The organism is Marivita sp. NO-S04 (assembly GCF_059070475.1).
In genome coordinates, this window is record NZ_CM180980.1 from 1,756,980 (window position 1) to 1,781,256 (window position 24,277).

The 24,277-nt window shown below is 59.3% G+C and carries 29 protein-coding genes; 16 read left to right on the top strand and 13 right to left on the bottom strand.

Features of this window, described 5'->3' with window-relative positions; genetic code table 11:
* Positions 1–25: 25 nt before the first annotated feature.
* Genes argS through ACK3EW_RS09230 form a run of 3 tightly spaced genes read right to left on the bottom strand, consistent with a single transcriptional unit; the run spans position 26 to position 4,830 of the window.
* Positions 26–1,771, bottom strand: a complete 1,746-nt coding sequence (argS, locus tag ACK3EW_RS09220; protein WP_493809328.1) for an arginine--tRNA ligase — start codon at positions 1,769–1,771, stop codon at positions 26–28.
* A gap of 56 nt (positions 1,772–1,827) precedes the next feature.
* Positions 1,828–3,657 (bottom strand): cation:proton antiporter, encoded by a 1,830-nt coding sequence (locus ACK3EW_RS09225; protein WP_493809329.1) that lies wholly within the window; start codon positions 3,655–3,657, stop codon positions 1,828–1,830.
* Between the two features lie 12 nt (positions 3,658–3,669).
* The gene (locus ACK3EW_RS09230; protein ID WP_493809330.1) at positions 3,670–4,830 is read right to left on the bottom strand and encodes a deoxyguanosinetriphosphate triphosphohydrolase; all 1,161 of its coding nucleotides are present in this window, start codon (positions 4,828–4,830) and stop codon (positions 3,670–3,672) included.
* 83 nt (positions 4,831–4,913) lie between these two features.
* On the opposite strand from ACK3EW_RS09230, the gene ACK3EW_RS09235 reads away from it, so the two are divergent.
* On the top strand, positions 4,914–5,237 hold the full coding sequence (locus tag ACK3EW_RS09235; protein WP_493809331.1) for a HesB/IscA family protein: 324 nt from the start codon (positions 4,914–4,916) through the stop codon (positions 5,235–5,237).
* A gap of 11 nt (positions 5,238–5,248) precedes the next feature.
* Here ACK3EW_RS09235 and ACK3EW_RS09240 read toward each other — a convergent pair whose 3' ends face one another.
* Entirely contained in the window at positions 5,249–6,325 is a 1,077-nt protein-coding gene (locus tag ACK3EW_RS09240) for a DUF6902 family protein (RefSeq protein WP_493809332.1), read from the bottom strand.
* Positions 6,326–6,386: 61 nt separating this feature from the next.
* Positions 6,387–6,935: a hypothetical protein gene (locus ACK3EW_RS09245; RefSeq protein ID WP_493809333.1), complete on the bottom strand. Its 549-nt coding sequence runs from the start codon at positions 6,933–6,935 to the stop codon at positions 6,387–6,389.
* 332 nt (positions 6,936–7,267) lie between these two features.
* Here ACK3EW_RS09245 and xth point away from each other — a divergent pair, with 332 nt between their 5' ends.
* The 4 genes from xth (at position 7,268) to grxD (ending at position 8,964) form a co-directional block, all read left to right on the top strand.
* The gene (gene xth / locus ACK3EW_RS09250) at positions 7,268–8,050 is read left to right on the top strand and encodes an exodeoxyribonuclease III (protein WP_493809334.1); all 783 of its coding nucleotides are present in this window, start codon (positions 7,268–7,270) and stop codon (positions 8,048–8,050) included.
* 75 nt (positions 8,051–8,125) lie between these two features.
* The gene (locus ACK3EW_RS09255) at positions 8,126–8,368 is read left to right on the top strand and encodes a BolA/IbaG family iron-sulfur metabolism protein (protein WP_085630658.1); all 243 of its coding nucleotides are present in this window, start codon (positions 8,126–8,128) and stop codon (positions 8,366–8,368) included.
* 103 nt (positions 8,369–8,471) lie between these two features.
* Entirely contained in the window at positions 8,472–8,609 is a 138-nt protein-coding gene (locus tag ACK3EW_RS09260; RefSeq protein WP_171046177.1) for a hypothetical protein, read from the top strand.
* Positions 8,602–8,964, top strand: a complete 363-nt coding sequence (gene grxD / locus ACK3EW_RS09265; RefSeq protein WP_493809335.1) for a Grx4 family monothiol glutaredoxin — start codon at positions 8,602–8,604, stop codon at positions 8,962–8,964. The genes ACK3EW_RS09260 and grxD overlap by 8 nt, the downstream gene beginning before the upstream one ends.
* Positions 8,965–9,046: 82 nt before the next feature.
* Here grxD and ACK3EW_RS09270 read toward each other — a convergent pair whose 3' ends face one another.
* Both ACK3EW_RS09270 and ACK3EW_RS09275 read right to left on the bottom strand, forming a co-directional pair.
* On the bottom strand, positions 9,047–9,439 hold the full coding sequence (locus tag ACK3EW_RS09270; protein ID WP_493809336.1) for a cell division protein ZapA: 393 nt from the start codon (positions 9,437–9,439) through the stop codon (positions 9,047–9,049).
* Positions 9,439–9,984 carry a hypothetical protein gene (locus ACK3EW_RS09275; RefSeq protein ID WP_439121151.1) on the bottom strand — a complete coding sequence of 182 codons (546 nt, stop codon included), beginning with the start codon at positions 9,982–9,984 and terminating at the stop codon, positions 9,439–9,441. Before ACK3EW_RS09275 ends, ACK3EW_RS09270 begins: the two co-directional genes overlap by 1 nt.
* Before the next feature lie 239 nt (positions 9,985–10,223).
* Here ACK3EW_RS09275 and tkt point away from each other — a divergent pair, with 239 nt between their 5' ends.
* On the top strand, positions 10,224–12,269 hold the full coding sequence (tkt, locus tag ACK3EW_RS09280; protein ID WP_493809337.1) for a transketolase: 2,046 nt from the start codon (positions 10,224–10,226) through the stop codon (positions 12,267–12,269).
* A gap of 234 nt (positions 12,270–12,503) precedes the next feature.
* Here tkt and ACK3EW_RS09285 read toward each other — a convergent pair whose 3' ends face one another.
* From ACK3EW_RS09285 to ACK3EW_RS09295, 3 genes are read right to left on the bottom strand one after another with little or no spacing between them, the layout of a single operon-like run.
* Positions 12,504–12,794, bottom strand: a complete 291-nt coding sequence (locus ACK3EW_RS09285) for a hypothetical protein (RefSeq protein WP_493809338.1) — start codon at positions 12,792–12,794, stop codon at positions 12,504–12,506.
* A gap of 45 nt (positions 12,795–12,839) precedes the next feature.
* Entirely contained in the window at positions 12,840–13,796 is a 957-nt protein-coding gene (locus tag ACK3EW_RS09290; protein WP_493809339.1) for a DUF808 domain-containing protein, read from the bottom strand.
* An 11-nt stretch (positions 13,797–13,807) separates the two neighbouring features.
* Positions 13,808–14,185: a DoxX family protein gene (locus tag ACK3EW_RS09295; RefSeq protein ID WP_493809340.1), complete on the bottom strand. Its 378-nt coding sequence runs from the start codon at positions 14,183–14,185 to the stop codon at positions 13,808–13,810.
* 180 nt (positions 14,186–14,365) lie between these two features.
* Between ACK3EW_RS09295 and gap (ACK3EW_RS09300) the strand changes: the two genes are divergently transcribed.
* From gap (ACK3EW_RS09300) to ACK3EW_RS09340, 9 genes are all read left to right on the top strand, one after another.
* Positions 14,366–15,370, top strand: coding sequence for a type I glyceraldehyde-3-phosphate dehydrogenase (gene gap, locus ACK3EW_RS09300; protein WP_493809341.1), 1,005 nt, complete (start codon positions 14,366–14,368; stop codon positions 15,368–15,370).
* Between the two features lie 223 nt (positions 15,371–15,593).
* Complete coding sequence (locus ACK3EW_RS09305; protein WP_493809342.1) at positions 15,594–16,853, top strand: MFS transporter; 1,260 nt, start codon at positions 15,594–15,596, stop codon at positions 16,851–16,853.
* A gap of 151 nt (positions 16,854–17,004) precedes the next feature.
* Complete coding sequence (locus ACK3EW_RS09310; protein WP_439121511.1) at positions 17,005–17,256, top strand: PepSY domain-containing protein; 252 nt, start codon at positions 17,005–17,007, stop codon at positions 17,254–17,256.
* 51 nt (positions 17,257–17,307) lie between these two features.
* Positions 17,308–17,847 carry a cytochrome b/b6 domain-containing protein gene (locus tag ACK3EW_RS09315; protein ID WP_439121510.1) on the top strand — a complete coding sequence of 180 codons (540 nt, stop codon included), beginning with the start codon at positions 17,308–17,310 and terminating at the stop codon, positions 17,845–17,847.
* Positions 17,844–18,362: a helix-turn-helix transcriptional regulator gene (locus ACK3EW_RS09320; protein ID WP_493809343.1), complete on the top strand. Its 519-nt coding sequence runs from the start codon at positions 17,844–17,846 to the stop codon at positions 18,360–18,362. The genes ACK3EW_RS09315 and ACK3EW_RS09320 overlap by 4 nt, the downstream gene beginning before the upstream one ends.
* Positions 18,363–18,416: 54 nt before the next feature.
* Positions 18,417–18,560 (top strand): glyceraldehyde-3-phosphate dehydrogenase, encoded by a 144-nt coding sequence (locus ACK3EW_RS09325; protein ID WP_493809344.1) that lies wholly within the window; start codon positions 18,417–18,419, stop codon positions 18,558–18,560.
* A gap of 101 nt (positions 18,561–18,661) precedes the next feature.
* Positions 18,662–19,663: a type I glyceraldehyde-3-phosphate dehydrogenase gene (gene gap / locus ACK3EW_RS09330; protein ID WP_085630636.1), complete on the top strand. Its 1,002-nt coding sequence runs from the start codon at positions 18,662–18,664 to the stop codon at positions 19,661–19,663.
* Between the two features lie 156 nt (positions 19,664–19,819).
* Positions 19,820–20,287, top strand: coding sequence for a DUF2383 domain-containing protein (locus ACK3EW_RS09335; RefSeq protein ID WP_493809345.1), 468 nt, complete (start codon positions 19,820–19,822; stop codon positions 20,285–20,287).
* Positions 20,288–20,454: 167 nt separating this feature from the next.
* Entirely contained in the window at positions 20,455–20,619 is a 165-nt protein-coding gene (locus ACK3EW_RS09340; protein ID WP_493809346.1) for a hypothetical protein, read from the top strand.
* 54 nt (positions 20,620–20,673) lie between these two features.
* Here the strand turns inward: ACK3EW_RS09340 and coaD are convergent, their stop codons facing one another.
* The 3 genes from coaD to ACK3EW_RS09355 all read right to left on the bottom strand — a co-directional run bounded on the left by coaD (position 20,674) and on the right by ACK3EW_RS09355 (position 22,648).
* Positions 20,674–21,174 carry a pantetheine-phosphate adenylyltransferase gene (gene coaD, locus ACK3EW_RS09345; RefSeq protein WP_493809347.1) on the bottom strand — a complete coding sequence of 167 codons (501 nt, stop codon included), beginning with the start codon at positions 21,172–21,174 and terminating at the stop codon, positions 20,674–20,676.
* An 82-nt stretch (positions 21,175–21,256) separates the two neighbouring features.
* Complete coding sequence (locus tag ACK3EW_RS09350; protein ID WP_493809348.1) at positions 21,257–21,691, bottom strand: CBS domain-containing protein; 435 nt, start codon at positions 21,689–21,691, stop codon at positions 21,257–21,259.
* A 54-nt stretch (positions 21,692–21,745) separates the two neighbouring features.
* Positions 21,746–22,648, bottom strand: a complete 903-nt coding sequence (locus ACK3EW_RS09355) for a LysR family transcriptional regulator (protein WP_493809349.1) — start codon at positions 22,646–22,648, stop codon at positions 21,746–21,748.
* A gap of 97 nt (positions 22,649–22,745) precedes the next feature.
* Between ACK3EW_RS09355 and ACK3EW_RS09360 the strand changes: the two genes are divergently transcribed.
* The gene (locus ACK3EW_RS09360) at positions 22,746–24,245 is read left to right on the top strand and encodes a CoA-acylating methylmalonate-semialdehyde dehydrogenase (RefSeq protein ID WP_493809350.1); all 1,500 of its coding nucleotides are present in this window, start codon (positions 22,746–22,748) and stop codon (positions 24,243–24,245) included.
* Positions 24,246–24,277 lie beyond the last annotated feature (32 nt).

A 24,277-nucleotide genomic window follows, 5' to 3' on the forward strand; every position in this document is an offset into this window, starting at 1 on the left:
GCCTCAACCGGTCATGGCGCTTTTGTCAGCGCATTTCTTCGACCGGAGTGACACCCAAGATACCAAGGCCTGCGGAAATAACAACAGAGACGGACCGCGCGAGGGCGATTTTCGCCTGTGTGGCGTCGGTGTTGCCTTCCTGCAAAAAGCGCAGTTCGGGAACATCGTTGCCCTTGTTGTAAAGTGCGTGCAGATCGGAAGCGAGTTCGTAGAGGTAGAACGCGACGCGGTGCGGCTCGTTTGTGCGGGCGGCGATTTCGATCAGACGCGGCCATTCGGCCAACTTGCGCGCGACGGCCAGCTCGCTGTCATGGGCCATGTCCGACAGATCAATCCCCGCAAGCGTGGCATCATCCACTTGGACACCGGCTTCGGTTGCCTTGCGAAGCACCGAGTTCACCCGTGCTACGGCGTATTGCACGTAGAACACCGGGTTGTCTTTGGACTGCTCCAGCACTTTGTCGAAATCGAAATCCAGTGGCGCGTCGTTCTTACGGGTGAGCATCACGAACCGTGTCACATCGGGGCCGACCTCTGCCACCACATCGCTTAGGGTGACAAACGTCCCTGCCCGCTTGGACATCTTGAACGGCTCGCCGTTCTTGTAGAGCTTCACCAGCTGCGTCAGCTTGATGTCGAGCGGCGTCTTGCCCCCCGACAGAGCACTGACTGCGGCTTTCATCCTTTTGACGTAACCGCCGTGGTCTGCACCGAAGACGTCGATCAGCAGGTCGTATCCACGCTGCACCTTGTCGTAGTGATAGGCGATGTCCGGGGCGAAATAGGTCCATGCCCCATCCGATTTCTGGATCGGACGATCCACATCGTCGCCATGCGCCGTGGACCGGAACAGCGTTTGTTCGCGCGGTTCCCAATCCTCGGGGGTTTTGCCCTTGGGCGGTTCAAGCGTGCCGCGATAGATCAGACCCTTGTCGTCGAGATCCTTGATGGCGGATTCGATCAGGCCTGTTCCATAAAGAGACTTTTCGCTGAAGAATTTGTCCATCTCGACGCCAAGCGATCCAAGATCGGCGCGGATCAGCATCATCATGGCGTCGGTGGCAAAGTTGCGCACCGCTTCCAGCCAGACGTCTTCGGGTTGGCCGACATAGGCATCACCAACCTTGTCCTTAAGCGCCTCACCCACCGGGATCAGGTAATCACCCGGATAGGTGCCGTCGACGAAGGCCACATCCTGCCCGTGAGCTTCGAGGTAGCGCAGGTAGACCGACCGCGCCAGCACATCGACCTGCGCGCCACCATCGTTGATGTAGTATTCGCGCGTGACTTCGTAACCTGCATAATCCAGCAGGGATGCCAGCGCGTCGCCAAAGACCGCACCGCGTGTGTGGCCCACATGCAGCGGGCCGGTGGGGTTGGCCGACACGTATTCCACGTTAACCTTTTTGCCCTTCCCCATGACGGATTTGCCGTAGGCCATGCCGGAGGTCAGGATCGCCTTGGGCAAGCCCTGCCAGACGGCGTTGCCCAGCCGCAGATTCAGGAACCCCGGCCCCGCCACTTCGGCGCTTGACACGCGGAGATCATCGGACAGCTCGGTGGCCAATGCCTCGGCGATGTCACGCGGTTTGGCACCGGCGGGTTTCGCCAGCACCATCGCGGCATTGGTGGCCATGTCGCCATGTAGCGGATCGCGCGGCGGCTCTACAGTCACGTTGGCAAAGTCGAGACCACCTGGCAGCGCGCCTTCGGCCACCATCGCGTTCAGGCTGTCGATCACAAGCGCCCGGATATCGGAGAAGAGGTTCATGTCACACGTCCTTTGTTCGGGACGTCCTCTACCACCTTGGCGCGCGGCGTCAAATGTTAGGCTTGCCCTTCCGCCTTGGCGCGGTGTTCTTTCATCGGCAACATTGCGATCAGGCGGGTGCCACGGGTGTCCTTGGGTGTGTCTTTGGGGCCAAGAATGCGCAGCGTGCCGCGCGGTCCGATATCGGCGATCGGGATGCCTTCGGGGTGGGTGTCGTACCAGTTCTGAAGGGTGAATTCCTCGGACAGCGTGGTCGAACGGAATTCCCACCCGTCCCACATGCGCCGCTGCACCTGCCAATAGGTCTCACCTGCGCCGATGTACCGACCGCCCAGTTTCGGCGGCAATGCATAGCGCGCCGAATCCGAGGTTTCGCGGGTGAGTTGGTAGACGTTTTCGCGTCCGAATTCGGGGGCAAGGTCGGTGGCGACCAGCGTGTTATAAGCGTCATTGTCGGTGGCAGCGATCACGGTTTCATAGGCCATAAGGTCAAGCCGGTGTTCAGCGCCTTCAGACAGGATGTCACCGGTATAGATTTCAAGCCCCGCTTCGCGCGCATCGCGCAGATGGCTGCGGTTCGGGTCTGAAATCATGACCGGAAGATCCAGCTTTTTCAGCAGCTTGCCGAACTCAACTGTCCAGCGATTGCCGCCCACCAGCAGCACACCGGGCGTGGTTGAGGCGTTCAGCCCCAAAAGCCGCGCCACCGGCTTGAGTGTGAAACCGTGCAGAACAACCGTACCCGCCACAAGCGCAAAGGCCAGAGACGAAATCTGCGCAGCATCTTCGATCCCGGCTTGCACCAGACGGTCTCCGAACAGCCCCGCCACGGCGACCAGCACAACGCCACGCGGGCCGGTGAAGGCGACCAGCAGGCGTTCGGCCCAAGGTACGTTGGAAAAGGCGAGCGAGATCAGCACAGTCACGGGGCGTGCGATCAGGATCACCGCGACAACTGTCGCCAGCGTTTGCCAATTCATCGCCAGCAGCGTCTCGCGTGTCATGTTGGCGGCCAAGAGGATGAACACGCCGGACACCAGCAGGATCGTCGCGTGTTCCTTGAAGCGGTGCATCTCGGCATGGCTGGGCAAATGCGCGTTCGCGATCCACACACCCATGATGGTGACCGCCAGCAGCCCGCTTTCATGCAAGAGCGAGTCGGAGGCCGCAAAGGCCACCAGCACGCTGACAAACAGCACCGGAACCTTCATGTATTCCGGCACCCAGCCGCTGGAGAAGGATTTCGCGATGCCCCACCCTGCCACAAGGCCCACCAGAGTGGCGACAACGATGCCGATCGCAAGTTCGGTCACCGCCTGTTCGACGGTTGTGGCGGTCTGCCAGACGAGCACCACTTCAAAGGCCAGAACGGCGGCCAACGCGCCTGCGGGATCGTTGACGATGGCTTCCCACTGCAAAAGCGCGGCCGGACGGCGTTTCAGGCGTGCTTGGCGCAAAAGCGGCGCGATCACAGTTGGGCCGGTCACGATCATGATCCCGCCAAAGACGGACGCTGTGGCCCAGCTTAGACCTCCGACGTAATGCAAGACCGAAGCTGACAGCAGCCAGCCCACCGGTCCTCCGATGATGACCAGCCGTTTCACACCAACGGCGGCATCGGTCAGGGATTTGAAATTGAGCGTCAGGCCGCCTTCGAACAGAATAATCGCCACTGCGATGGCCACAATCGGTTGCAGCAGATCCCCCATCGCCACGGATGGATCAAGGATGCCGAAAACCGGCCCGACCAACAAACCTGCCAACAACATCAGCACGATCGCCGGAAGATTGAGCCGCCACGCAAGCCATTGCGCCCCGACGCCCAAAGCTCCGACCAAAGCAAAGGCGGTGACCGGGTTCATGCCGGCGTCTGCAGGTGTTGCCACGATGGTATCCCCTTATGACCTAGCGGAAATCACGTCCGATCCTGTCAGGCGCGCATGCTCCTGCAGGGCAAACCGGTCGGTCATTCCGGCTATGTAATCCCCGACAAGCCGTGCAAGTTCCGTCTCGGTCTGAATTTCTGCGACATCCTTGCGCCATTGCTTGGGCAAAAGCGACGGGTCGGACATGAACAAAGGGAAAAGTTCGTTGATCACTTTGGTGACCTGCGCGCGCATCACAATAACGTCCGGCGCGCGGTACATACGATGGAACAGAAACTCGCGGATCACCTTGAGATCGGTCCAAAGCGCCGGGGTGAATTGCACCATCATTCGCCCTGCTGCGCGGATATCTTCCGGCGATTGCGGATCGAGGTCTTTTAGATTTGCTCGGGTGACATTGATCACATCGCTGACCAGCACACCGAAAAAGCGGCGTAACGCTTCGTGCCGACGCCGGTAGTAATTAAGGCCGGGGTAAATGCGATCTACTTCTGCAAAACAATCACTTACGATGGGAAGTTCAGCCAGCTCATCAGTTGAAAACAGCTCGGCTCGAAGTCCGTCATGCAGGTCGTGATGATTGTAGGCGATGTCGTCGGACAAGGCCGCGACCTGCGCCTCGGCACTCGCATGGGTGTGCAATTCCAGATCATGCCGCGCGTTGTAAGCCGCCAACGCGTGCGGGATCGGCTTCTTCACAGGACCATTATGTTTTGCAATGCCTTCAAGGGTTTCCCAAGTGAGGTTCAACCCGTCGAAATCGGCATAGTGCCGTTCCAAAGAGGTGACGATGCGGATCGCCTGCGCGTTGTGATCGAACCCGCCATAGGGTTGCATCAGCGCATCCAGCGCGTCTTCGCCGGTGTGACCGAAGGGCGTGTGGCCCAGATCATGCGCCAGCGCCACCGCTTCGGTCAGTTCCAGATCCAGCCCCAGCGTTTTTGAGATCGTCCGCGCGACCTGCCCAACTTCGATGGAATGCGTCAGACGCGTTCGGAAATAGTCGCCCTCATGTTCGATGAAGACCTGCGTCTTGTGTTTCAGCCGCCGAAACGCCGAGGCATGAATGATCCGGTCTCGGTCGCGCTGAAAACACGACCGAAAGGCGCTTTCCTCTTCGGGGTATAGCCTGCCGCGCGACCTGCCCGGTTCGCATGCGAATTGCGCCGTCATGTTCGACCGCCTGTTCTTGTTCCCTGTCCCGATCGCCCTTATATTCAGATCAGTGCACAATTCAAAGCGAACCCGAGGGTGACATGCAGCTTCCACCGAAAGTGACAGAACGCGCGTTCGAACGTTTGTCGGAAATTGGCGCCAGCGCCGACGGGAAAGCCCTACGCGTGGCGGTAGAGGGCGGCGGGTGTTCGGGTTTCCAGTATGAAATCAAGCTGGACGAACCGCTGGCGGATGATCTGGTCCTTGAAGGTCAAGGCGAACGCGTCGTGGTGGATTCGATGTCATTGCCGTTTCTCGCGAACGCGGTGATCGACTTTTCCGAAGAACTGATCGGCGCGCGCTTTGTGATCGAAAACCCGAATGCCACGTCCTCTTGCGGATGTGGCACCAGTTTTTCGATGTAAGCGCGTAGGCGCTAGTGCAACGCGCCCAGTGGATCGGCGCGGGCAAAGCCGTGAAAGAACGCTTCGAAATGCCGGGACGAGGTTTCGGCCTTTTCCAACACCTGCATCGCTTCGGGTGAGAGACGGTCTTCCATGTGAAGCCGCATGCTCATCCAGTCGCCACTGCGTGCATCGTCGAGATTGAACATTGCTTCGGACATCTCGCGCATTGGAGTGGCTCGGCCAACATTGCGGTCGAACCGCATCCGGTCATAGACAAAGCCTTTGGCAAACGCGGCATCACCCACCATCGCCTGATGCCAATTGCACACCAGAAATTCGTGGTAATCGTCCTGAACGCTGACACCCGTACCATCAGTCACGGTGAACAAGGCAGTTTCGCGTTTCAGCCAATCGGTCCACAGCACAGGCGGCATTTCTCCGGCATAGTGCATGGCGATGCAGATCTCGGACAGTAGGTCGGCGTTTTGTTCGATGAACGCCAGAAGTCCTGCGAAATGCAGGCTGCGCTTTGCGTCAGCATCCAGTTGCGGATCACACCGCCCGTATTCGCTTAGATAAAAGACAAGGTGGGTCAGTTCGTAAGCGGCCTTTTTGTTTGGCAAGGCAAAGGTATTGGACCGTGCCATGAAATAGCGCGCGCGGTCTTCAAGCGTTGGGTCGGTGCCCTTCGGCGTCATGTCCCTCCGAGCCATCAGGCGCAGCGCTTCCATGCGTTGGAGGTCGGACAGTTCTGCACGGGGCAAATCCTGTTCCAGTGCCCATCCAACCAGACGTTCCCCATGATTGCCGGGCATGCCCAAATCTTCGAGGTCAAGCGTGATCGACAGGAAGAAGCGATAGTATTGCGGAAAGAAACGCAGGCGTTTTTCGACTGTTTCGTAGAATTCCGCATAGGCGTCGAGCGCCGCCTCGCCGGGCGCCGTTCCGGTGGATTCCAGAATGTTCAAAATCTCGGCGTTTTCCTTGAGCCAGAACACATCGTCACCGTGGCGACGGTGTTGGGCAAAACAGCTCAGAAGCGCGCCAAAGCGCGCTTCTTGCGGGTTGATCCGGGACGGGGGGGTAAGGTGGATGACGTTGGTCATGATCCAATCCTCCTAGGGGGGGTAAGGGGACGGGCCACCCCGCCCCGGGTCAATGCGTAGATTATGAGCCGGAGGTGAAGAGCGCGCAGCCTTCGCCATCGGCGGTGGTCTCGGCAGTCACCGGGCTGGACCCAGATGTGAACGCTTCGACAGCGTCTCCGGTTGTTGTGTCGCTTGTCACCGGGCTGGAACCAGACGTGAAGGCTTCGACCGCGTCTCCGGTACGCGCATCCGATGTGGCAGGTGCAGAGCCGGACGTGAACGCTTCTACCGCGTCACCTGTACGGCTGTCGGATGTTGTGGGCGCGGAACCGGAGGTAAACAGGCCGACCGCTTCGCCGTTGCTGGCGGATGTGCCGAACGGCGCAGAACCGGATGTGAACAAGCCTGTCGCGTCCCCCACAAAGGCTGTTGCGCTGGCCGCCGGAGCGGAGCCAGATGTGAACATCTCGACCGCATCGCCCAAAAGAGCACCTACAGAGCCCATCGGCGCAGAGCCGGACGTGAACAGAGCTGTGGCGTCCCCGCTGTGAATATCATCACGAGCGTCGGTATTGTACTGATTTTGCTGAAGGAACTGAGTAGACTGAATTTTACGAGCTGCGGTCATGTTGGCCTCCTCTGGCTGGTTGGGTGAGTTAACGATGACACGCAAAAAATGTATTTGAGAAGTCGGAATATCGCTAAACGTGTATCAGAGCGAGTTATCCACATGAAGATTCTCCCATAGGTTGTTTGGAAAAAAAAGGTCCTGAAGTTATCAACAGATTTGAAAAATCTGGGGATAAGTCTTTTCGCGTCGACCGGGCGGGCATCGGCGCTGGTGCGACGGGCTGAACAAACCGCGATTTCGGGGCATTCAATGACGTTCGATTCGGCCAGATCCCTTCTTGTACGTCCGTGCCCTTCTTGGGATAGAAAGGACAATCGGGGAGACCACATATGAAAATCGCGACGTTCAACATCAACGGGATCAAGGCCCGCCTGCCCGCACTGACCGACTGGTTGCGCGACAGCGCGCCGGATGTGGCGTTGCTGCAAGAGATCAAATCGGTCGATGAGGCATTCCCGCGCGAGGAATTGGAGGATTTGGGCTACACGGTCGAAACCCACGGTCAAAAGGGCTTCAACGGCGTGGCGATCCTGTCGAAGCTGCCACTTGAGGATGTGACCCGCGGCCTCCCCGGTGATGACAGCGACGAACAGGCACGCTGGATCGAAGCGACCGTGATCGGGGACACGCAGGCGGTCCGCGTCTGTGGTCTCTACCTGCCCAACGGAAATCCAGCGCCGGGGCCGAAATACGATTACAAACTGGACTGGATGAAACGGTTGGAGGCGCGGGCCCGTGATTTGCTGGCTGATGAGATGCCTGCGCTGATGGCAGGTGATTACAACATCATCCCGCAGGCCGAAGATGCGGCCAAGCCCGAGCAATGGACAGAAGACGCCTTGTTCCGACCCGAATCCCGGAAGGCGTTCCGGCGCATCCTGAACCTTGGCTTTACCGAAGCTTTCCGGGCGCGAACGCAGGGCGGCGGGCATTATTCGTTCTGGGATTATCAGGCCGGTGCGTGGGAGCGGAACAACGGTATTCGCATCGACCACTTCCTTTTGTCGCCCGCCTGCGCAGACATGATGAGCGATTGCTGGATCGAAAGCGCGGTGCGTGGACGCGAGAAACCGTCTGACCACGTGCCGGTTTGGGTGTCATTGGCAACCTAACCCGCAGCAGCGCCTTGCGGAATAGCAAAGCCCGGCATACATCTTTTTCAAAGTCCACAATCGGAGAGCAGCGCAATGGCCATGCAAGCGCAGGAAATCGAAGACCTGATCCGCGCAGAGTTTCCCAACGCCAAGATCACGATCACGGATCTGGCCGGGGACGGGAACCACTATGCGGCCGAGGTGATCGACGAAAGCTTCAAGGGCATGAACCGCGTGCAACAGCAACGGGCCGTCTATGCCGCGCTGAAGGGCAAGATGGATGGCTCGCACGGTGAATTGCATGCGCTGGCCCTGACCACGAAAGCCCCCGCCTGATGCCCGCGCGGGTCTGGAATATCCTGATGATCCTGTTGATCGGTCCGTTCGCTTGGTTCACCTGGCGACGCCCTAAAGCGCAGAACCACTCTGGGGATGTGGCATGATCGACTTTCTGTCAAACACTTGGCCAATGTTCGCCGCCATTGGTCTCGTCACCCTAATCACTGTCGGCGCCACAATGCCGTATATCCGCAAGGACCGGAAACGCCGCGAAGAGATGGAGCAAAAGAATGACTGACGCGAAACAGATGATCGACGAAACCGTCAAAGCGAATGACGTGGTGCTGTATATGAAAGGCACCAAGTCCATGCCGCAATGTGGGTTCTCCAGCAAGGTTGCCGGTGTGCTGAACTACATGGGCGTCGAATTTGCCGACGTGAACGTTCTTGCGGACGAGAACATCCGTCAGGGCATCAAGGAGTATTCCGATTGGCCGACGATCCCGCAGCTTTATGTCAAAGGCGAATTTGTCGGTGGCTGCGACATCATCACCGAGATGACGTTGTCTGGCGAGCTGGATCAGCTGTTTGACGCAAACGGCGTCGCTTATGACAAAGACGCGGCGGAAAAGATCCGCGAAGCGAACGCATAAACGGTTTTCGCGAGAACAATGACAAACGGCGCCCAATGGGCGCCGTTTTGCGTTGAGGTCCGGGCGAAGCGCAAAGAACGTCCTACCCGGCTTTATCCTCGACATCGCGGGCCAGAGCCTCGGCGCGTGCTGCGATTTCTTGCAAGGACTCGGTCACGTCGGTTGGCACCACCGGCACTTCGATCCGTTCCGGTTCGGGCGGCGGCGCGTCTTTGATGGCACGCAGTTCGGACAGATACGCCTCTGCGCGGTCTTCGCTTTCGCGTAGCTTGTCTTCCAGACCGGCGGTCTTGTCTGCCAGCATCAGCCCGGCCATCAACAGCATCCGCGCTTCGGGAATGCGGCCAACCTGCTGTGCCAGCACTTGTGCTTCGGTGTCGAGCATGCGGGCCGCGGAATGCAGGTATTGCTCTTCGCCTTCCTGACAGGCCACGTCAAAGCTGCGGCCCCCGATGGTGATTTCGACTTCCGGCATCAGTTCGCCTCCTCGGATTCAGCAGCCGCTTCGAGCAAAGGTGTCAGTGACGCGATGATGGCGCGGGTTTCCGCTGCGTCGACCGAGCGGGCGGCACGAAGACCTTCCAGTTCGGCCAGCATTGCCTTGTTGATCAGATGTGGTTCGCCGACATTGTCGGCCAGCGCGCGGCGCAGTTCTTCATTCGTGGCGCGCAGCATCTCGTTGGATTGGCGCAGGCGTTGTAGGTCAAGATCAAGCGCGGCCACATCCACAGTTGGTTGCGGCGCTGGTGCAGGTGCCGGGACCGCTACGGCCTTGGCTGCCTCAAGCTCCTGACGGTGGGTTTCGTGCAGCTTGCGCACCCGTTCTTCAAGTTGGGCATTGGCCAGCTTTTCTTCGTCCAGCGCATCCTGCAGGCGCGCCACTTCGGCTGGGTCGATCCCCGGCTCGGCGGGTTCAGGCGCTACAGGGTGTGCCGCGCGCTCTTCGAGCCGGGCGACCCCTTGCGCAACCCGGTCCAGCGCCGCTGTGATGCGATGTTGTAACTCGTTAATTTGGGTCATTTGCCTGATCCCCGTTTTGTTGTTTATCTGACCGAGGTGAGACCCCTCCAGACGCATTTTTCCGTGCTCTCGAAACGAATCGCTCCGTCCTCTTAATGTGAAAGTTTAACAATCCGCGTCTGAAAATGCGCCCCCTTATGCGCATCCGGCACGGCTGTGCCGCTTGAACTCTGCGTTGACACTGGTATGAGCGCCGACAACGACCCCTTTTGCCCCCATCATGAAGGACGCGACGGCCCGTGGATATCGAGACCCTCAAAGCCCAGAACCCCGATCATTGGAACAAGGCGGCGGCGATCCGTGCGCTTTCACTGGATGCCGTGGCTGCCGCCAATTCCGGCCATTCTGGCATGCCCATCGGCATGGCGGATGTGGCCACCGTGCTTTATGAAAAGCACCTCAAGTTCGACGCCGCACACCCCGGCTGGCATGACCGCGACCGGTTCATCCTGTCGGCGGGTCACGGCTCCATGCTGCTTTATTCGCTGCTCTACCTTGTAGGTGATCCCGAGATCACGTTGGATCAGGTCAAGAATTTCCGCCAATGGGGCGCGAAAACCGCTGGCCATCCCGAGAACTTTCTCGCGCAGGCGATCGAAACCACCACCGGTCCGCTGGGTCAGGGCATTGCGAACTCTGTTGGCTTCGCCATGGCAGAAGAAGCGCTGCGCGCGCGGTTCGGCAAGAAGCTGGTCGATCACTATACTTACGTGATCGCAGGCGACGGGTGCCTGATGGAAGGCGTCAGCCACGAAGCCATCGGCATCGCCGGGCGTCAGGAACTGTCCAAGCTGATCGTCTTCTGGGACAACAACAACATCACCATCGACGGCACTGTTGACCTGTCTGACCGCACCGATCAGGTAGCGCGGGTCACTGCAGCAGGCTGGCACGTGCAGGAAATCGACGGCCACAACCCGGCCGAGATCGACGCAGCCATCACGGCAGCCAAGAAAGACAAGCGCCCGTCGATGATCGCGTGCAAAACGCATATCGCCCTTGGTCACGCGGCGCAGGACACCTCGAAGGGTCACGGCGCATTGACGAATGCCGACCAGAACGCCGAGGCCAAAGCGATTTGGGGTTGGACCACTGGCCCGTTCGAAGTGCCAGGCGACATCAAATCGGCATGGGAAGAGATCGGTCGTCGCGGTGCTGCGGACCGTGCCGAGTGGGACGTGCGTCTTGCCGAGATGTCCGCCGCCCGTCAGGCCGAATTCGCCCGCACCATGGCAGGTGAAGCGCCGAAAAAGCTGTCTTCGACCATCAAGGCGCTGAAAAAGCAGATCAGCGAAAGCGCCCCCAAGGTGGCCACGCGCAAAAGCTCGGAAATGGTGCTGGAAGTGCTCAACCCGATCCTGCCGGAAACCTTTGGCGGCTCGGCTGACCTGACCGGATCGAACAACACCAAGACCGGCGATCTGGGTGTGTTCGACGTGGACAACCGCAAGGGCCGTTACATGTACTGGGGCATCCGCGAACATGGCATGGCGTCGGCGATGAACGGCATGGCGCTGCACGGCGGCATCCGTCCCTATGGCGGCACGTTTATGTGTTTCACCGATTACGCCCGCCCTGCGATGCGCCTGTCGGCACTGATGCAGGTGCCGACGGTTTACGTGATGACGCATGACAGCATCGGTCTGGGCGAAGATGGCCCGACCCACCAGCCTGTCGAACATCTGGCGATCAGCCGGGCGACGCCGAACACACTTGTGTTCCGTCCTGCCGATACGGTGGAAACGGCTGAGGCTTGGGAGATTGCGTTCACCCAGACCAAGACGCCGTCGGTTCTGTCGCTGACCCGTCAGAACCTTCCGACCGTGCGGACCGAGCACAAGACCAAGAACCTGACCGCGCAAGGCGCCTATGTTCTGGCTGATGCCGACGGCAAGCGTCAGGCGATCCTGATGGCCACCGGTTCGGAAGTCGAGATCGCCATGGCGGCGCGCGACATTCTGCACGCCGAAGGGATCGGCACGCGGGTCGTGTCGATGCCCTGCTGGGAATTGTTCGAAGAGCAGGACGAAGCCTACCGCAAGCGCGTCCTGCCGGGTGGTCCGGTGCGTGTCGGGGTCGAAGCGGGCATCCGCTTTGGTTGGGACCGCTGGCTGTTCGGAGAGCGCGGCAAACGTGAAAAGTCGGGCTTTGTCGGGATGCACGGCTTTGGGGCCTCGGCGCCCGCGGAAACGCTGTACGAAAAGTTTGGCATCACGGCAGAGGCCGTGGCGCAAAAAGCACGCGATCTGGTCGAGGGCCGCTGGCAGGCTGATCCGCGCACATAAATGCATCTGGGCGGCTCTGAAACTCGGAGTCGCCCAAATGCGATGCATCGATGCATCGCACGAACGCGTTGACGCGTTCGCACCCCACCTGAAGAGCTGCTCCCCGGATCTCCTTGCGTCGACGCAAGAAGGAAACGCGTTGACGCGTTTCTACCACTCGACCCGAAATCGCGGCGGCCATGCTGCGTCGACGCCGCGATACACCGCGGCGACGCGTTTTTTGCTGCACCTATTTTATCGAAAAATGCCACCGCGCTCCGAAGGCCATGCCCTCTGCGACAGGCTTGGTGGGTCACGCTGCACGATCAGGCGCACCGGATCACGATTGCAGAACACCACCAACTGTTCGCCATTTTCCACCACCGTAAAGCCGCGTCGCTGCACTTCGCGCAGAAACGCATCCCGCCCCACAACCCGCTCAACATCGCGCGCCGACCGGTGGATCACGCCGCCACGTCCCACGGCCTTCGCCGAGAAGACGTTGCGCAGCCATGTGTCGGGATCAAGATAAATCGGTATCGTCATGCATCCAGCATAGCGATGACAAGGTTAAGACCGACTTAATGCAAATCAAACACCCTTGGGCATCACCGAGGTCCAGATCGGTCCCACGATCTTGACCCCGATCGGGATCAGGATCAGCCCCCAGATCAAACCAAGCACGAAATCGATCCCGGCTGTCACCGCCCATTCGACAAAGCCCTGCCCGGCCCCGACAGCCACTGCGATGCCGTGGATCGCATCTTCCGGCCCATGCCAGCCCATCTGCGCCACCGAATGTACGATGATCGACCCTCCGACCCAGAGCATTGCCGCTGTCCCGACGACGGTCAGGCCTTTCAGAAGCCACGGCATGAACTTGACGATCCCGCGTCCCAGAGCGCGCGTCAGACCAAGGCGCCCCACCCGCGACAGCCAAAGGCCCACATCGTCCATCTTAACGATCACCGCCACCGCGCCATAAACCGCCAGCGTCACCATGATCCCCACAACGGCCAGCGTGGCACCCTGCATCCAGATATTGTCGCTTTCGATCACCGACAGCGCGATGGTCATGATTTCAGCCGATAGAATGAAATCGGTCTTGATCGCGCCTTTGATCTTTTCCTCTTCCAGATGCTTTGGATCAGCCACATCATGGCTGCCATCCGGCCCGCCGGAATGGTCGTCATGCGGCATCAGCACGTGCACGATCTTTTCCGCCCCCTCGAAACACAGATAACTGCCCCCGAGGATCAGCAACGGCGGGATCATCCACGGCGCGAATGTCGACATCAGCAATGCGGCGGGCAGCAGAAAGACCAGCTTGTTGACCAGGGAGCCTCGCGCAATCCGCCAGATGATCGGCAATTCGCGGTCAGGCTCGAATCCGTGGAGGTATTTCGGCGTCACCGCCGCGTCGTCGATCAGCACACCTGCCGTCTTCGATCCGGCCTTGGCGGCCGCCGCCCCGATGTCATCGACCGAGGCCGCCGCCACCTTTGCAATGGCAGCCACATCGTCGAGAAGGGCCAACAATCCGCTCATACCTGCACTCCTTAGACTGATTGCTTCAACACATAACGTCCGGGGCCATGCGCCGCCAACACCAGGCACCCGCCAGCGATGGCCCAGTTCTTGACAAAGATGCTCATTTGCCACGGATCGTCCGGGATCAGGTGGAAAAAGCTAGTCACTGCGCAATAGCCCGCAAGCAGGAAAGCCAAAGGTCGCACGGCCCACCCTGCCAAAACCATCACGCCCGCAACAGCGTTAAAGCCAAGCGCGGGCCAGACCAAATCGGCAGGCAAGCCGAACCCGATCAACAATTGCGAAGCCGGGGTTGGGTCGATGGCCTTTTGCAGCGCCCCCGCAAGGAACAGCAGAGCAATCAGACTGCGACCGACAAGAACCGCGAGATCCGCAGACACGGGCATTATTTCTGATTCCGAAACATCCTTCAGGTGTTACCGCAAACCGTCCCGCAACGTTAGCGCCATCATGCCTCTGACTCACACCTTTTGCGCTAACATGTTGTGAAATCGTGCCTTTTTTACTTTGCGGTTGCAGCATACCTGCGTATACGAACCACAACCTACAGCGCAGGAGACATGCCCATGACCGTCACACTTGGAATCAACGGTTTCGGTCGTATCGGCCGCTGCACCCTCGCCCATATCGCCGAAAGTTCGCGCAATGATGTGCAAGTGGTCAAGATCAACGCCACCGGCCCGATCGAGACCAACGCCCACCTGCTGCGCTATGACAGCGTGCACGGGCGTTTTGGGGGCGAGGTCAAGATCAAGGGCAACACGATGGATCTGGGTCGTGGCCCGATGGAAATGTTCTCGACCTACAATCCTCAAGAGTTGGACTGGTCGGGCTGCGATGTGGTTCTGGAATGCACCGGTAACTTCAACGACGGTGATAAGGCTGGCATCCACATGGAGCGCGGCGCGAAATCGGTTTTGATCTCCGCCCCTGCAAAGAATGTGCAAAAGACCATCGTTTACGGCGTGAACCACCGGTCGCTGGTCGAAGGCGACACGATGATCTCGAACGGGTCCTGCACCACCAACTGCCTTGCGCCTTTGGCCAAGGTGCTGGACGAGGCGTTGGGAATTGAATCGGGCATCATGACCACGATCCATTCCTACACTGGCGACCAGCCGACACTCGACCGCCGCCACGACGATCTCTACCGGGCGCGGGCCGCTGCCATGGCGATGATCCCGACCTCCACAGGCGCCGCCAAGGCGCTGGGTGAAGTGTTGCCGAACCTCAAGGGAAAGTTGGACGGATCTGCCGTGCGCGTGCCGACGCCAAACGTGTCGGCTGTGGACCTTACCTTCTATGCGGGCAAGGACGTCACCGTTGCGGACGTGAACGAAGTGGTCCGCGAAGCGGCTGCCACGCATATGGGCACGGTTCTGGGGTATGACCCCGAACCCAAGGTTTCCATCGACTTCAACCACACCACGCAATCGTCGATCTTTGCACCCGACCAGACCAAGGTTGTGGGCAAGCGTATGGTCCGCGTGCTGGCTTGGTATGACAACGAATGGGGTTTCTCGGCACGTATGGCCGACGTGGCTGGCGCGATGGGGCGTCTGCTGCACTGATCCCTCAGAAGGTGCACCGTCGCGCCTTCCGATCCTTAGACCAAAACCGATCAAATTTTCATCCGCCCCTGTTGTGAATGCCGCGACAGGGGCGGTCCGATTTATATCGGGGCTATAAAGCCCGCCCGGGCACAGTCTTGCGACCCTTCGGTTTTTCACGTCGGCCCCGGCCTGTTAGGCTTACACCAGCGGCAAAACCGGACAGTCGATTGGAGGTCAAAGGATGACGCAGATTTTTTCGGGCATCTGGGCGCTCTTGATCGGCATCGTGTTCATCATGCTGGGCAACGGCATGCACTTCACCCTGATCGGTTTGCGCGGCGCGATCGAAGGGTTTTCTGCCACTGAACTGGCGATCGTGGCATCCGGCTATTTCCTTGGATTTCTGTCAGGCGCACGGTTGACGCCCGGAATGATCAAACGCGTCGGCCATGTGCGCGTGTTCGCAGCCCTTGGCAGCTTTATGTCGGCGGGCTTGATCGCGTTTCCATTGCTGACGGATCCGATCCTGTGGACTGTGCTGCGCGTTCTTGTCGGGTTCTGCATGTCCGGCATCTATGTCACCGCGGAAAGCTGGCTGAACGCGTCAGCCACAAACGAAACCCGCGGCAAAGTTCTGTCGGCATACATGATTGCCCAGACACTTGGCATCATCGGGGCGCAGGGACTTTTGACCTTTGGCGAGGCAGCGACCGCCGGTCTCTTCATTGGTGCGTCGATCCTCGTGTCGATCTCGTTCGGGCCGATCCTTTTGTCCGTGACCCCGACACCCGCAGCCGATGTCACCCGACCGATGCCGCTTCGGGATTTGTTCAAAGGATCACCCCTTGGCACGGTTGGGATATTTCTGTTGGGCACCATCTACGCCACGCAATCCGGCATGGGCGCGGTGTACGGCACGCAAGTCGGAATGAGCGCCAACGAGATCTCACTGTTCATTGCGATGCTGTTTGGCGGTGCATTGCTGCTTCAATTCCCCATAGGCTGGCTGTCGGATCGGATCGACAGGCGCAAGGTCATCCTGGGCTGTTCCGTTCTGGGGGCTGCGTTTTGCGTGTTGGGTCTGATCGATGGCACAAACGTGGTGCTGCTGATGGGCGCCGCGTTTCTGACCGGCGGTGTGACCACACCGCTTTACGCGCTGATCCTCGCCTACACCAATGATGCGCTCGATGCCGAGGACATGCCAGCGGCGTCAGGTGGGCTTGTTCTGACCTTCGGCATTGGTGCGATCCTTGGGCCTTTGGCAGCGGGGGCTGCAATGGAATACTTCGGGCCGCAGGCCTTCTGGCTGGTGCTGGGTGTCACCTTTGTCGGAATCGCGATGTATTCAACCTATCGGATGACCCAGCGCCCTGCGGCTCCAGTTAGCGAAACCGACAGTTATCTCGGCGTCTTGCCAACAGCCTCTCCGGTTACCGTCGAGGCCGCGGGGGCATGGGCTGTGGAACAAGGGGACATCGACCGCGAGGCAGAGGCGTAGGTCTCCGGTATCGGCGGTATCTGGCTCTAAACCTGAGTTGCAGGTGGGCCTGACCTGACCCCGGTCCAATGTCCAAACCGCCGGCGGGATGCGATCTGATCGTCATCGGCGCTGCATGACGCAGCCCCCATGATCCTCAAGGAGACATCCCATGACCCGCATTCTCGCCCTCGCCCTTGCCCTCTCCATGCCGGTTTCGGCCTTCGCATCCAGCGACTATTCGGCCCTGACCGCAGAACGCAAAACCGAGATCACGAACAAGCTGACCGCCGAAGGTTATGAAGTCCGCAAGATCGACTCGGAAGATGGCATGATCGAAGTCTACGTCCTTAAAGACGGTCAGCGTCTCGAGCTTTATCTCGACGCCGCTCTGAATGTCGTCCGCACCAAGATCGACGATTGATCCCAGCAGGTCCGCGCCACCCTGCGCGGACCGCCAATTCCGGAGCGTGACATGACATCCTACAAAGTCTGGGACCCGTTTGTCCGGGTCTTTCATTGGGCGCTGGTTGCTGGCTTTGCCGCAAACGCCTTGTTCACTGATGACGAAAGCAAGCTGCATGAATGGCTTGGCTATGCTTTGGTCACACTGATCGCTTTGCGGCTGGTCTGGGGCGTGGTCGGTCCCCGCTATGCTCGGTTTACCTCGTTCTGGCCGACTGTGTCCAAGGTCATTGCACAGGTATCGGACATGGCCACTGGCCGAACACGCCTGCATCTGGGCCACACACCACTGGGCGCGCTGATGATCTTCAACCTGTTGGGCGCGGTGCTGTTGATCGGCGTAACCGGCTATATGATGACCACAGATGCCTTTTGGGGCATCGACTGGGTTGAAGAGGCGCACGAGGCCTTGGTAACCTGGGCAGAAATTTCCATCGTGCTGCACATCGCCGCCGTGATCTGGGAAAGCCGTCGGACAGGTGTGAACCTGCCCCGCGCCATGATCACCGGGATCAAGACTGTGCCGGACGGAGCCAGGACGGACCCGTGACTTTGAACACTTCCACCAGACCTTTATCGTTGTTGGTCCTGATCGTCGCGCAAACCCTCTGCGCGGCGTTCTTCCTATGGGACGTGGCGGTGGACGGGTTCGACATGGGAATCGCGGCTTTTCTATCCAGCCATTTTGTCATCGAACTGTTGGCAGTGCTGGCGCTGATTGCCGGTGTGGTCTTCGAGAGCCGCTATCTGTTCGCCCTGCTCCGCCGCAAGGCGCATCTGGAAGAGCAGCTTGGGCTGGCGGCAGGTGCGTTTCATGACATCGTCGAGGCCCGGTTCGATACATGGGCGCTAACCCCGTCCGAACGCGATGTTGCGCATTTTACCCTTAAGGGCTTTGGCATCGCCGAGATCGCCGAACTGCGCGGCACCGCCGAAGGCACCGTCAAGGCGCATCTGAACGGTATCTACCGAAAAGCAGGTGTCACCGGGCGCGGTGCTTTTGTCAGTCTCTTCATTGAAGACCTCATGGCGCTGCCACAATCGGCTGCAACGCTGCCTGCGTGACAAGCGCGTGTGGCTCTGGCATCTTGCGCGCACGAGCAGAGGGGCACAGGCGACATGACCAATACACTCGCCATCGGTTTGGGCTTGGCGGTTCTGGGTGGGCTGGCGATTGACGCCTTCCTGACAGGCGGCGACGGGTTCATGTTTCTTGCCTCGAAATGGATCGACCTTCTTGAGTGGATGGCCTTTTGGCGGTGACCTGACGGCCGCACGGTTGCTTGACAGCTTCGTTGAGTTCTGTTTGTTAGCGGTAACGGAACCCGGCAGAGCTTTCTGTCCGAACCAGTGAGGGCATCCCAATGAGCACCAAAGTCGCCATCAACGGATTTGGCCGCATCGGCCGCAATATCCTGCGTGCGATCATCGAATCCGGCCGCACCGATATCGAGGTCATCGCGATCAACGATTTGGGTCCGGTGGAAACCAACGCGCATCTTCTACAATATGATAGTGTGCACGGGCGTTTCCCGGTCGAGGTGACGACCGGCGAAGACTTCATTGACGTGGGCCGCGGCCCAATCAAGGTCACGGCGATCCGCAATCCCGCTGAATTGCCTTGGTCGGATGTGGACGTGGTTCTGGAGTGCACCGGCATCTTCACCAGCAAAGAGGCCTGTCAGGCACATCTCGACAACGGGTCCAGCCGGGTTCTGATCTCGGCACCGGGCAAGGACGCGGACAAGACCATCGTCTACGGCGTCAACCATGACAGCCTGACCGCGGACGATATTGTTGTGTCGAACGCGTCCTGCACCACGAACTGCCTGTCCCCGGTCGCCTATGTGCTGAATAACGCGATCGGCATCGAACGTGGCTTCATGACGACCATCCACTCTTATACCGGCGACCAGCCGACGCTCGACACGATGCACAAGGATCTCTACCGCGCCCGCGCCGCAGCACTTAGCATGATCCCGACATCCACCGGGGCGGCCAAAGCCGTGGGTCTGGTGCTGCCGGAACTCAACGGCAAGCTGGATGGCGTTGCGATCCGCGTTCCGACGCCGAACGTGTCGGTCGTTGACCTGACCTTTACCGCCTCGCGCGATACCACCGTCGAAGAAATCAACGACGCGATCCGCGCTGCCGCGAATGGACCGCTTAAGGGTGTTCTGGGCTATACGGACAAGCCGCTGGTGTCGTCGGATTTCAACCACGACCCGCATTCGTCAATCTTTCACACCGACCAGACCAAGGTGATGGATGGCAATATGGTTCGCATCCTGAGCTGGTATGACAATGAATGGGGCTTCTCGAACCGCATGGCTGACACCGCCGTGGCGATGGGCAAGCTGATTTAAGTAAATATCGGCACGCCAGATAGGGGGCGCGCCGACCATCGATCTGGCAGAAACATGCCTGCCGCACTTTTCATTGCGGCCGCTTCGGGAACCAGTGCTGGTTTCCGGAATTACCTTTTCAGACGGGCATTAAGTCCCGTCAGAAAAGGAGACGACATGACCGACAGCGCGCTCAATCCTGGAAAACCGCATCTTGACCCGATGTTCGAGACCGGTCCCACCACACCCAATGATTATTTGCGCGATCTGTATACACGCATTATCGACGCCAAAGCCGGGTTCGATGTGATGGTCGACAAGGCGGAACCCGAGTTTTTGGACGTCGCCACGTCCTTCCGAGACATGCACGCCGAACATGCGTCTAAAATCGCTGATCTTCTGCATGGACATGTCGACGCCGACGGGTCGCTTATGGGCACGGTCAACAAAGCGGTGGTCTCCTTGCGCGCCTTTTTCGACGAGATTGACGAAGACATCATGGATCAGGTGCGCAACGGAGAAAAATGGGTGCTTGAAGCCTTCCGTGAGGCCGAAGCGCATTGTGCCGCACCGCATGAGGCGCAACTGATCGCCTTGCGGGCAGAGCTGGAGGATCTGTTAGAGCGCACTGCGCATCTGGATTGACGGGCTAAATCGACAGGTTCTGACCACATCGACCCTTGCATGGAACGCAAGGCGGCCTTTCCGGTCTGTCAGTTGTGCTGCGGCGCCGCATGACTATCTTCAATCCTGTAGCTGGTAGCGCAAACAGACTGCTGGCTCAGGACCATAGAGCAAGGAAAGGACTGACCATGGCCCATCTTATGTCTTCCCTGCGGGACCGTCTTAACAAGCGGGCCGCGTATAACCGCACTGTTCATGAAATCCGGTCGATGCCACTTGATGTGGCACTGGACTTGGACATCTATCCCGGCGATGCCGAGAAGATCGCAGCACAGGCCGTTTACGGCCGTTGATCAACGCTCATCCGTTGGCACATGATACAGCCGCGCAAACTTGCGCGGCTTTTATCATTTTGAGGGGTCGAATTTTTTGATCAAGGCCAGCCGCACCGGGGCGGTGACGAATTTCGACACATCCCCCCCCAAGCGTGCGATTTCCTTGACCAACTTGGACGCAATCGCCTGATGCCGTGCTTCGGCCATCAGAAATACGGTCTCTACACTGTCGTCCAAAGCGCGGTTCATGCCGACCATCTGGAATTCATATTCAAAATCCGCGACCGCACGCAGACCGCGCACGATGATCGTGGCATTCACATCGCGGGCGCAGTCGATCAACAGGTTTTCGAACGGATGAACCACAATCTCGATGCCGGTCTGTTCCGACAGAGACACACATTCCGCTTCGATCATCGCGACTCGTTCGTCTAGGCCAAACAACGGCCCCTTGTCACGGTTGATGGCAACGCCGATGACAAGCCGATCCAGAAAGGCGGACGCCCTGCGGATGATGTCGATATGGCCCATGGTGATCGGGTCAAATGTCCCGGGATAAAGACCGATGCGCATGGGCAGTCTCCGGTAAGTCGTCAGGTTTGCCCCTGTCTCGCATCAAAACTGCGGGAAGATCAAGCAGATGACCCGATCAGGGTCAGTGCCCCATGATCATCCCTTCCAACGCGTTGCGCTCCATCGCCAGTTCAGTGAGGCGCGCTTTGACCACATCTCCGATGGTGATCAGGCCCACCAGCTTGCCGTCTTCGACCACGGGCATGTGGCGGAACCGGCCTTCGGTCATCTGGGCAAGGATGTGATCGGCGTCGTCATTTCGGCTGCAGGTCACCAGCTTTTCGGTCATGTAGGTTTCCGCCGCATCCGACAGACAGGTCGCGCCGCGATTTGCCAGTTCCCGCACGATGTCACGCTCGGACAGGATGCCAAGCGCGATCTCGTCATCATTCGACACGACCACGGTGCCGATGCGCTTTTCGGTCACGATCTTTGCAACGTCCGCAATGCTGGTGCCGGATTTCACCGTCACAACCGCATCGGTGGCCTTGCTTTTGAGAATGTGATGAACTTGCATGGTCTGTCCTCCGGTCCCTGTGCCCCCTCAGCGTCATCACAGACCCGTGTTCTGTCAAGTGCCTGAAAGTAGCGACTCCAATCGCGTCACCTCGGCGCGCACGCCTTGCGCAAGGGCAGTGGCGAACCGCGTGATCCGGTCAAGTCGGCGATCTTCGGCGTGGCGCACAAGGTAAAAGCTGCGCGTGAAGGACAGCGCATTGGTCAAAACCCGTCGCACACCGGGCGCAAAGGGTAGCGCAAAATCATGCGCGATGCCGATCCCGCCATGTTGCCGCAGCAGTTGGATTTGCACCGATGCCGAGTTCGACGCAAGCGCCACATGCTCCAACGCCAGATCACTCAGGTAATCCAGTTCCTTGTCGAAAATCATATCGGGGATATAGCCCACAATCCGATGGTCCCGCAGATCGCCAACAATGGTCAGAGGCGGCCGCGTCGACAGATAGGTATCGCTGGCTGCAAGGTGAAGTTTGTAATCGGTGATCCGCTGATACGACAATCGCGATGCGGTGGGTGGGCTGACGGTGATCGCCATATCCGCCTCGCGCCGAGACAGGTTCACCACACGCGGTAAGGCCACGATCTGCAGATCGAGGTTTGGATTGGCTTTGGACAGATCGGCAAAAACCCGCGGAAGCACGAAATTCGCGCACCCGTCCGGTGCCCCGATACGGATCTGCCCGGTCAGCGTTCCCGCCTCTCCTGTCAGAACCGAGCTTGCACCCTGCATCGCCTGTTCTGCGCGTTCGGCATGGTCGATCAACCGGGTGCCCGCTTCGGTCAGCGTGTAGCCCTGTGGGCTTTTGACAAAGAGCGCCTGCCCAAGCGTTTCTTCGAGCCGCGCGACCCGCCGCCCCACCGTGGCGGGGTCCATGCGCAGGGCCCTGCCCGCTCCGGACAGGGTTTCACTGCGTGCGACGGACAGGAAAATTCGCAGGTCATCCCAGCTTTGCATCTCGAAACCTTTGCATTTTTGCAAAACGCATTTGGGATATTGCCTCTTTGCCCAGCATTTTTGCAAGGCTATGGTGCCCGCAAAAGGGAGACTGATCATGAAAGAGCTTACGCATTTCATCAACGGCGCGCAGGTCAAAGGCACGTCTGGGGATTTTGGCGACGTCTACAACCCCGCAACCGGTGAGGTTCAGGCAAAGCTGCCGCTGGCCAACCCCGCCGAAGTTTCGAAGGCGGTCGAAGATGCCGCTGAGGCACAGGTCGCATGGGGCGCCACAAACCCGCAGAAGCGCGCGCGTGTGATGATGAAGATGGTCGCGCTGATGAACCGCGACATGGACGTTTTGGCCGAGGCGCTGAGCCGCGAGCACGGCAAGACGATCCCGGACGCCAAGGGCGATCTTCAGCGCGGCCTCGAAGTGATCGAATACTGTGTTGGCGCGCCGCAGATGCTCAAGGGCGAATACACCGACGACGCGGGCCCCGGCATCGACATGTATTCCATGCGTCAGCCTCTGGGTGTGGTCGCCTCCATCATGCCATTCAACTTTCCGGCGATGATGCCGCTTTGGCATGTCGGCCCTGCCCTTGCCTGCGGCAACGCGGTTGTGCTGAAACCGTCCGAGCGTGACCCCTCGGTGCCGCTGATGCTGGCGGAGCTGTTCGTCGAGGCGGGCCTGCCCAAAGGTGTGTTCCAGGTCGTGAACGGCACCAAGGAGGCGGTCGACACGCTGCTCGATCACGAGATCATCCAGGGCGTGTCCTTTGTCGGCTCCACCCCGATTGCGCAATATATCTACAGCCGCGCCACGGCGAACGGCAAACGTGCGCAGTGTTTCGGCGGTGCCAAGAACCACCTGATCGTCATGCCCGATGCCGACATGGATCAGGCAGCCGACGCGCTGATCGGTGCGGGCTTTGGTGCGGCAGGCGAACGCTGCATGGCGGTCTCTGTCGCCGTGCCCGTGGGTGAAGAAACCGCAGATCGGCTGATCAGCGCTCTGGTCCCCCGGATCGAAAAGTTGCGCGTGGCTCCCTACACCGATGGCGACGATGTTGATTTCGGCCCCGTTGTGACCCGCGAAGCCAAGGAACGTATCCTTGGTCTGATCCAGTCCGGTGTCGATCAGGGCGCCGAGCTGGTGGTCGACAACCGTGACTTCAAACTTCAGGGTTATGAAAACGGGTTCTTCGTCGGTCCACACCTGTTCGACCGCGTCACACCGGACATGGACATCTACAAACAAGAGATCTTTGGTCCCGTGCTGTCGACCGTTCGTGCCGGGTCTTATGAAGAAGCGCTCAAGCTGGCGATGGACCACGAATACGGCAACGGCACCGCGATCTTTACCCGCGACGGCGACACCGCCCGTGATTTCGCGCACCGCGTGAACATCGGCATGGTGGGCATCAACGTGCCGATCCCCGTGCCGCTGGCCTATCACACCTTCGGCGGATGGAAGAAATCCATGTTCGGCGATCTGAACCAGCACGGGCCGGACAGCTTCAAGTTCTACACCCGCACCAAGACCATCACAACGCGCTGGCCTTCTGGGATAAAGGAAGGTGGGGAATTCAACTTTAAGGCAATGGATTGATTTGCCAGAAAAATAATAGCACAAAGGGCGGA

Coding starts and splice junctions, on each gene's coding strand:
- argS (WP_493809328.1), bottom strand. CDS start 1,771: ATGAACCTCTTCTCCGATATCCGGGCGCTTGTGATCGACAGCCTGAAC.
- ACK3EW_RS09230 (WP_493809330.1), bottom strand. CDS start 4,830: ATGACGGCGCAATTCGCATGCGAACCGGGCAGGTCGCGCGGCAGGCTA.
- ACK3EW_RS09235 (WP_493809331.1), top strand. CDS start 4,914: ATGCAGCTTCCACCGAAAGTGACAGAACGCGCGTTCGAACGTTTGTCG.
- ACK3EW_RS09240 (WP_493809332.1), bottom strand. CDS start 6,325: ATGACCAACGTCATCCACCTTACCCCCCCGTCCCGGATCAACCCGCAA.
- ACK3EW_RS09245 (WP_493809333.1), bottom strand. CDS start 6,935: ATGACCGCAGCTCGTAAAATTCAGTCTACTCAGTTCCTTCAGCAAAAT.
- xth (WP_493809334.1), top strand. CDS start 7,268: ATGAAAATCGCGACGTTCAACATCAACGGGATCAAGGCCCGCCTGCCC.
- ACK3EW_RS09255 (WP_085630658.1), top strand. CDS start 8,126: ATGGCCATGCAAGCGCAGGAAATCGAAGACCTGATCCGCGCAGAGTTT.
- ACK3EW_RS09260 (WP_171046177.1), top strand. CDS start 8,472: ATGATCGACTTTCTGTCAAACACTTGGCCAATGTTCGCCGCCATTGGT.
- grxD (WP_493809335.1), top strand. CDS start 8,602: ATGACTGACGCGAAACAGATGATCGACGAAACCGTCAAAGCGAATGAC.
- ACK3EW_RS09270 (WP_493809336.1), bottom strand. CDS start 9,439: ATGCCGGAAGTCGAAATCACCATCGGGGGCCGCAGCTTTGACGTGGCC.
- ACK3EW_RS09275 (WP_439121151.1), bottom strand. CDS start 9,984: ATGACCCAAATTAACGAGTTACAACATCGCATCACAGCGGCGCTGGAC.
- ACK3EW_RS09285 (WP_493809338.1), bottom strand. CDS start 12,794: ATGACGATACCGATTTATCTTGATCCCGACACATGGCTGCGCAACGTC.
- ACK3EW_RS09290 (WP_493809339.1), bottom strand. CDS start 13,796: ATGAGCGGATTGTTGGCCCTTCTCGACGATGTGGCTGCCATTGCAAAG.
- ACK3EW_RS09295 (WP_493809340.1), bottom strand. CDS start 14,185: ATGCCCGTGTCTGCGGATCTCGCGGTTCTTGTCGGTCGCAGTCTGATT.
- gap (WP_493809341.1), top strand. CDS start 14,366: ATGACCGTCACACTTGGAATCAACGGTTTCGGTCGTATCGGCCGCTGC.
- ACK3EW_RS09305 (WP_493809342.1), top strand. CDS start 15,594: ATGACGCAGATTTTTTCGGGCATCTGGGCGCTCTTGATCGGCATCGTG.
- ACK3EW_RS09310 (WP_439121511.1), top strand. CDS start 17,005: ATGACCCGCATTCTCGCCCTCGCCCTTGCCCTCTCCATGCCGGTTTCG.
- ACK3EW_RS09315 (WP_439121510.1), top strand. CDS start 17,308: ATGACATCCTACAAAGTCTGGGACCCGTTTGTCCGGGTCTTTCATTGG.
- ACK3EW_RS09325 (WP_493809344.1), top strand. CDS start 18,417: ATGACCAATACACTCGCCATCGGTTTGGGCTTGGCGGTTCTGGGTGGG.
- gap (WP_085630636.1), top strand. CDS start 18,662: ATGAGCACCAAAGTCGCCATCAACGGATTTGGCCGCATCGGCCGCAAT.
- ACK3EW_RS09335 (WP_493809345.1), top strand. CDS start 19,820: ATGACCGACAGCGCGCTCAATCCTGGAAAACCGCATCTTGACCCGATG.
- ACK3EW_RS09340 (WP_493809346.1), top strand. CDS start 20,455: ATGGCCCATCTTATGTCTTCCCTGCGGGACCGTCTTAACAAGCGGGCC.
- coaD (WP_493809347.1), bottom strand. CDS start 21,174: ATGCGCATCGGTCTTTATCCCGGGACATTTGACCCGATCACCATGGGC.
- ACK3EW_RS09350 (WP_493809348.1), bottom strand. CDS start 21,691: ATGCAAGTTCATCACATTCTCAAAAGCAAGGCCACCGATGCGGTTGTG.
- ACK3EW_RS09355 (WP_493809349.1), bottom strand. CDS start 22,648: ATGCAAAGCTGGGATGACCTGCGAATTTTCCTGTCCGTCGCACGCAGT.
- ACK3EW_RS09360 (WP_493809350.1), top strand. CDS start 22,746: ATGAAAGAGCTTACGCATTTCATCAACGGCGCGCAGGTCAAAGGCACG.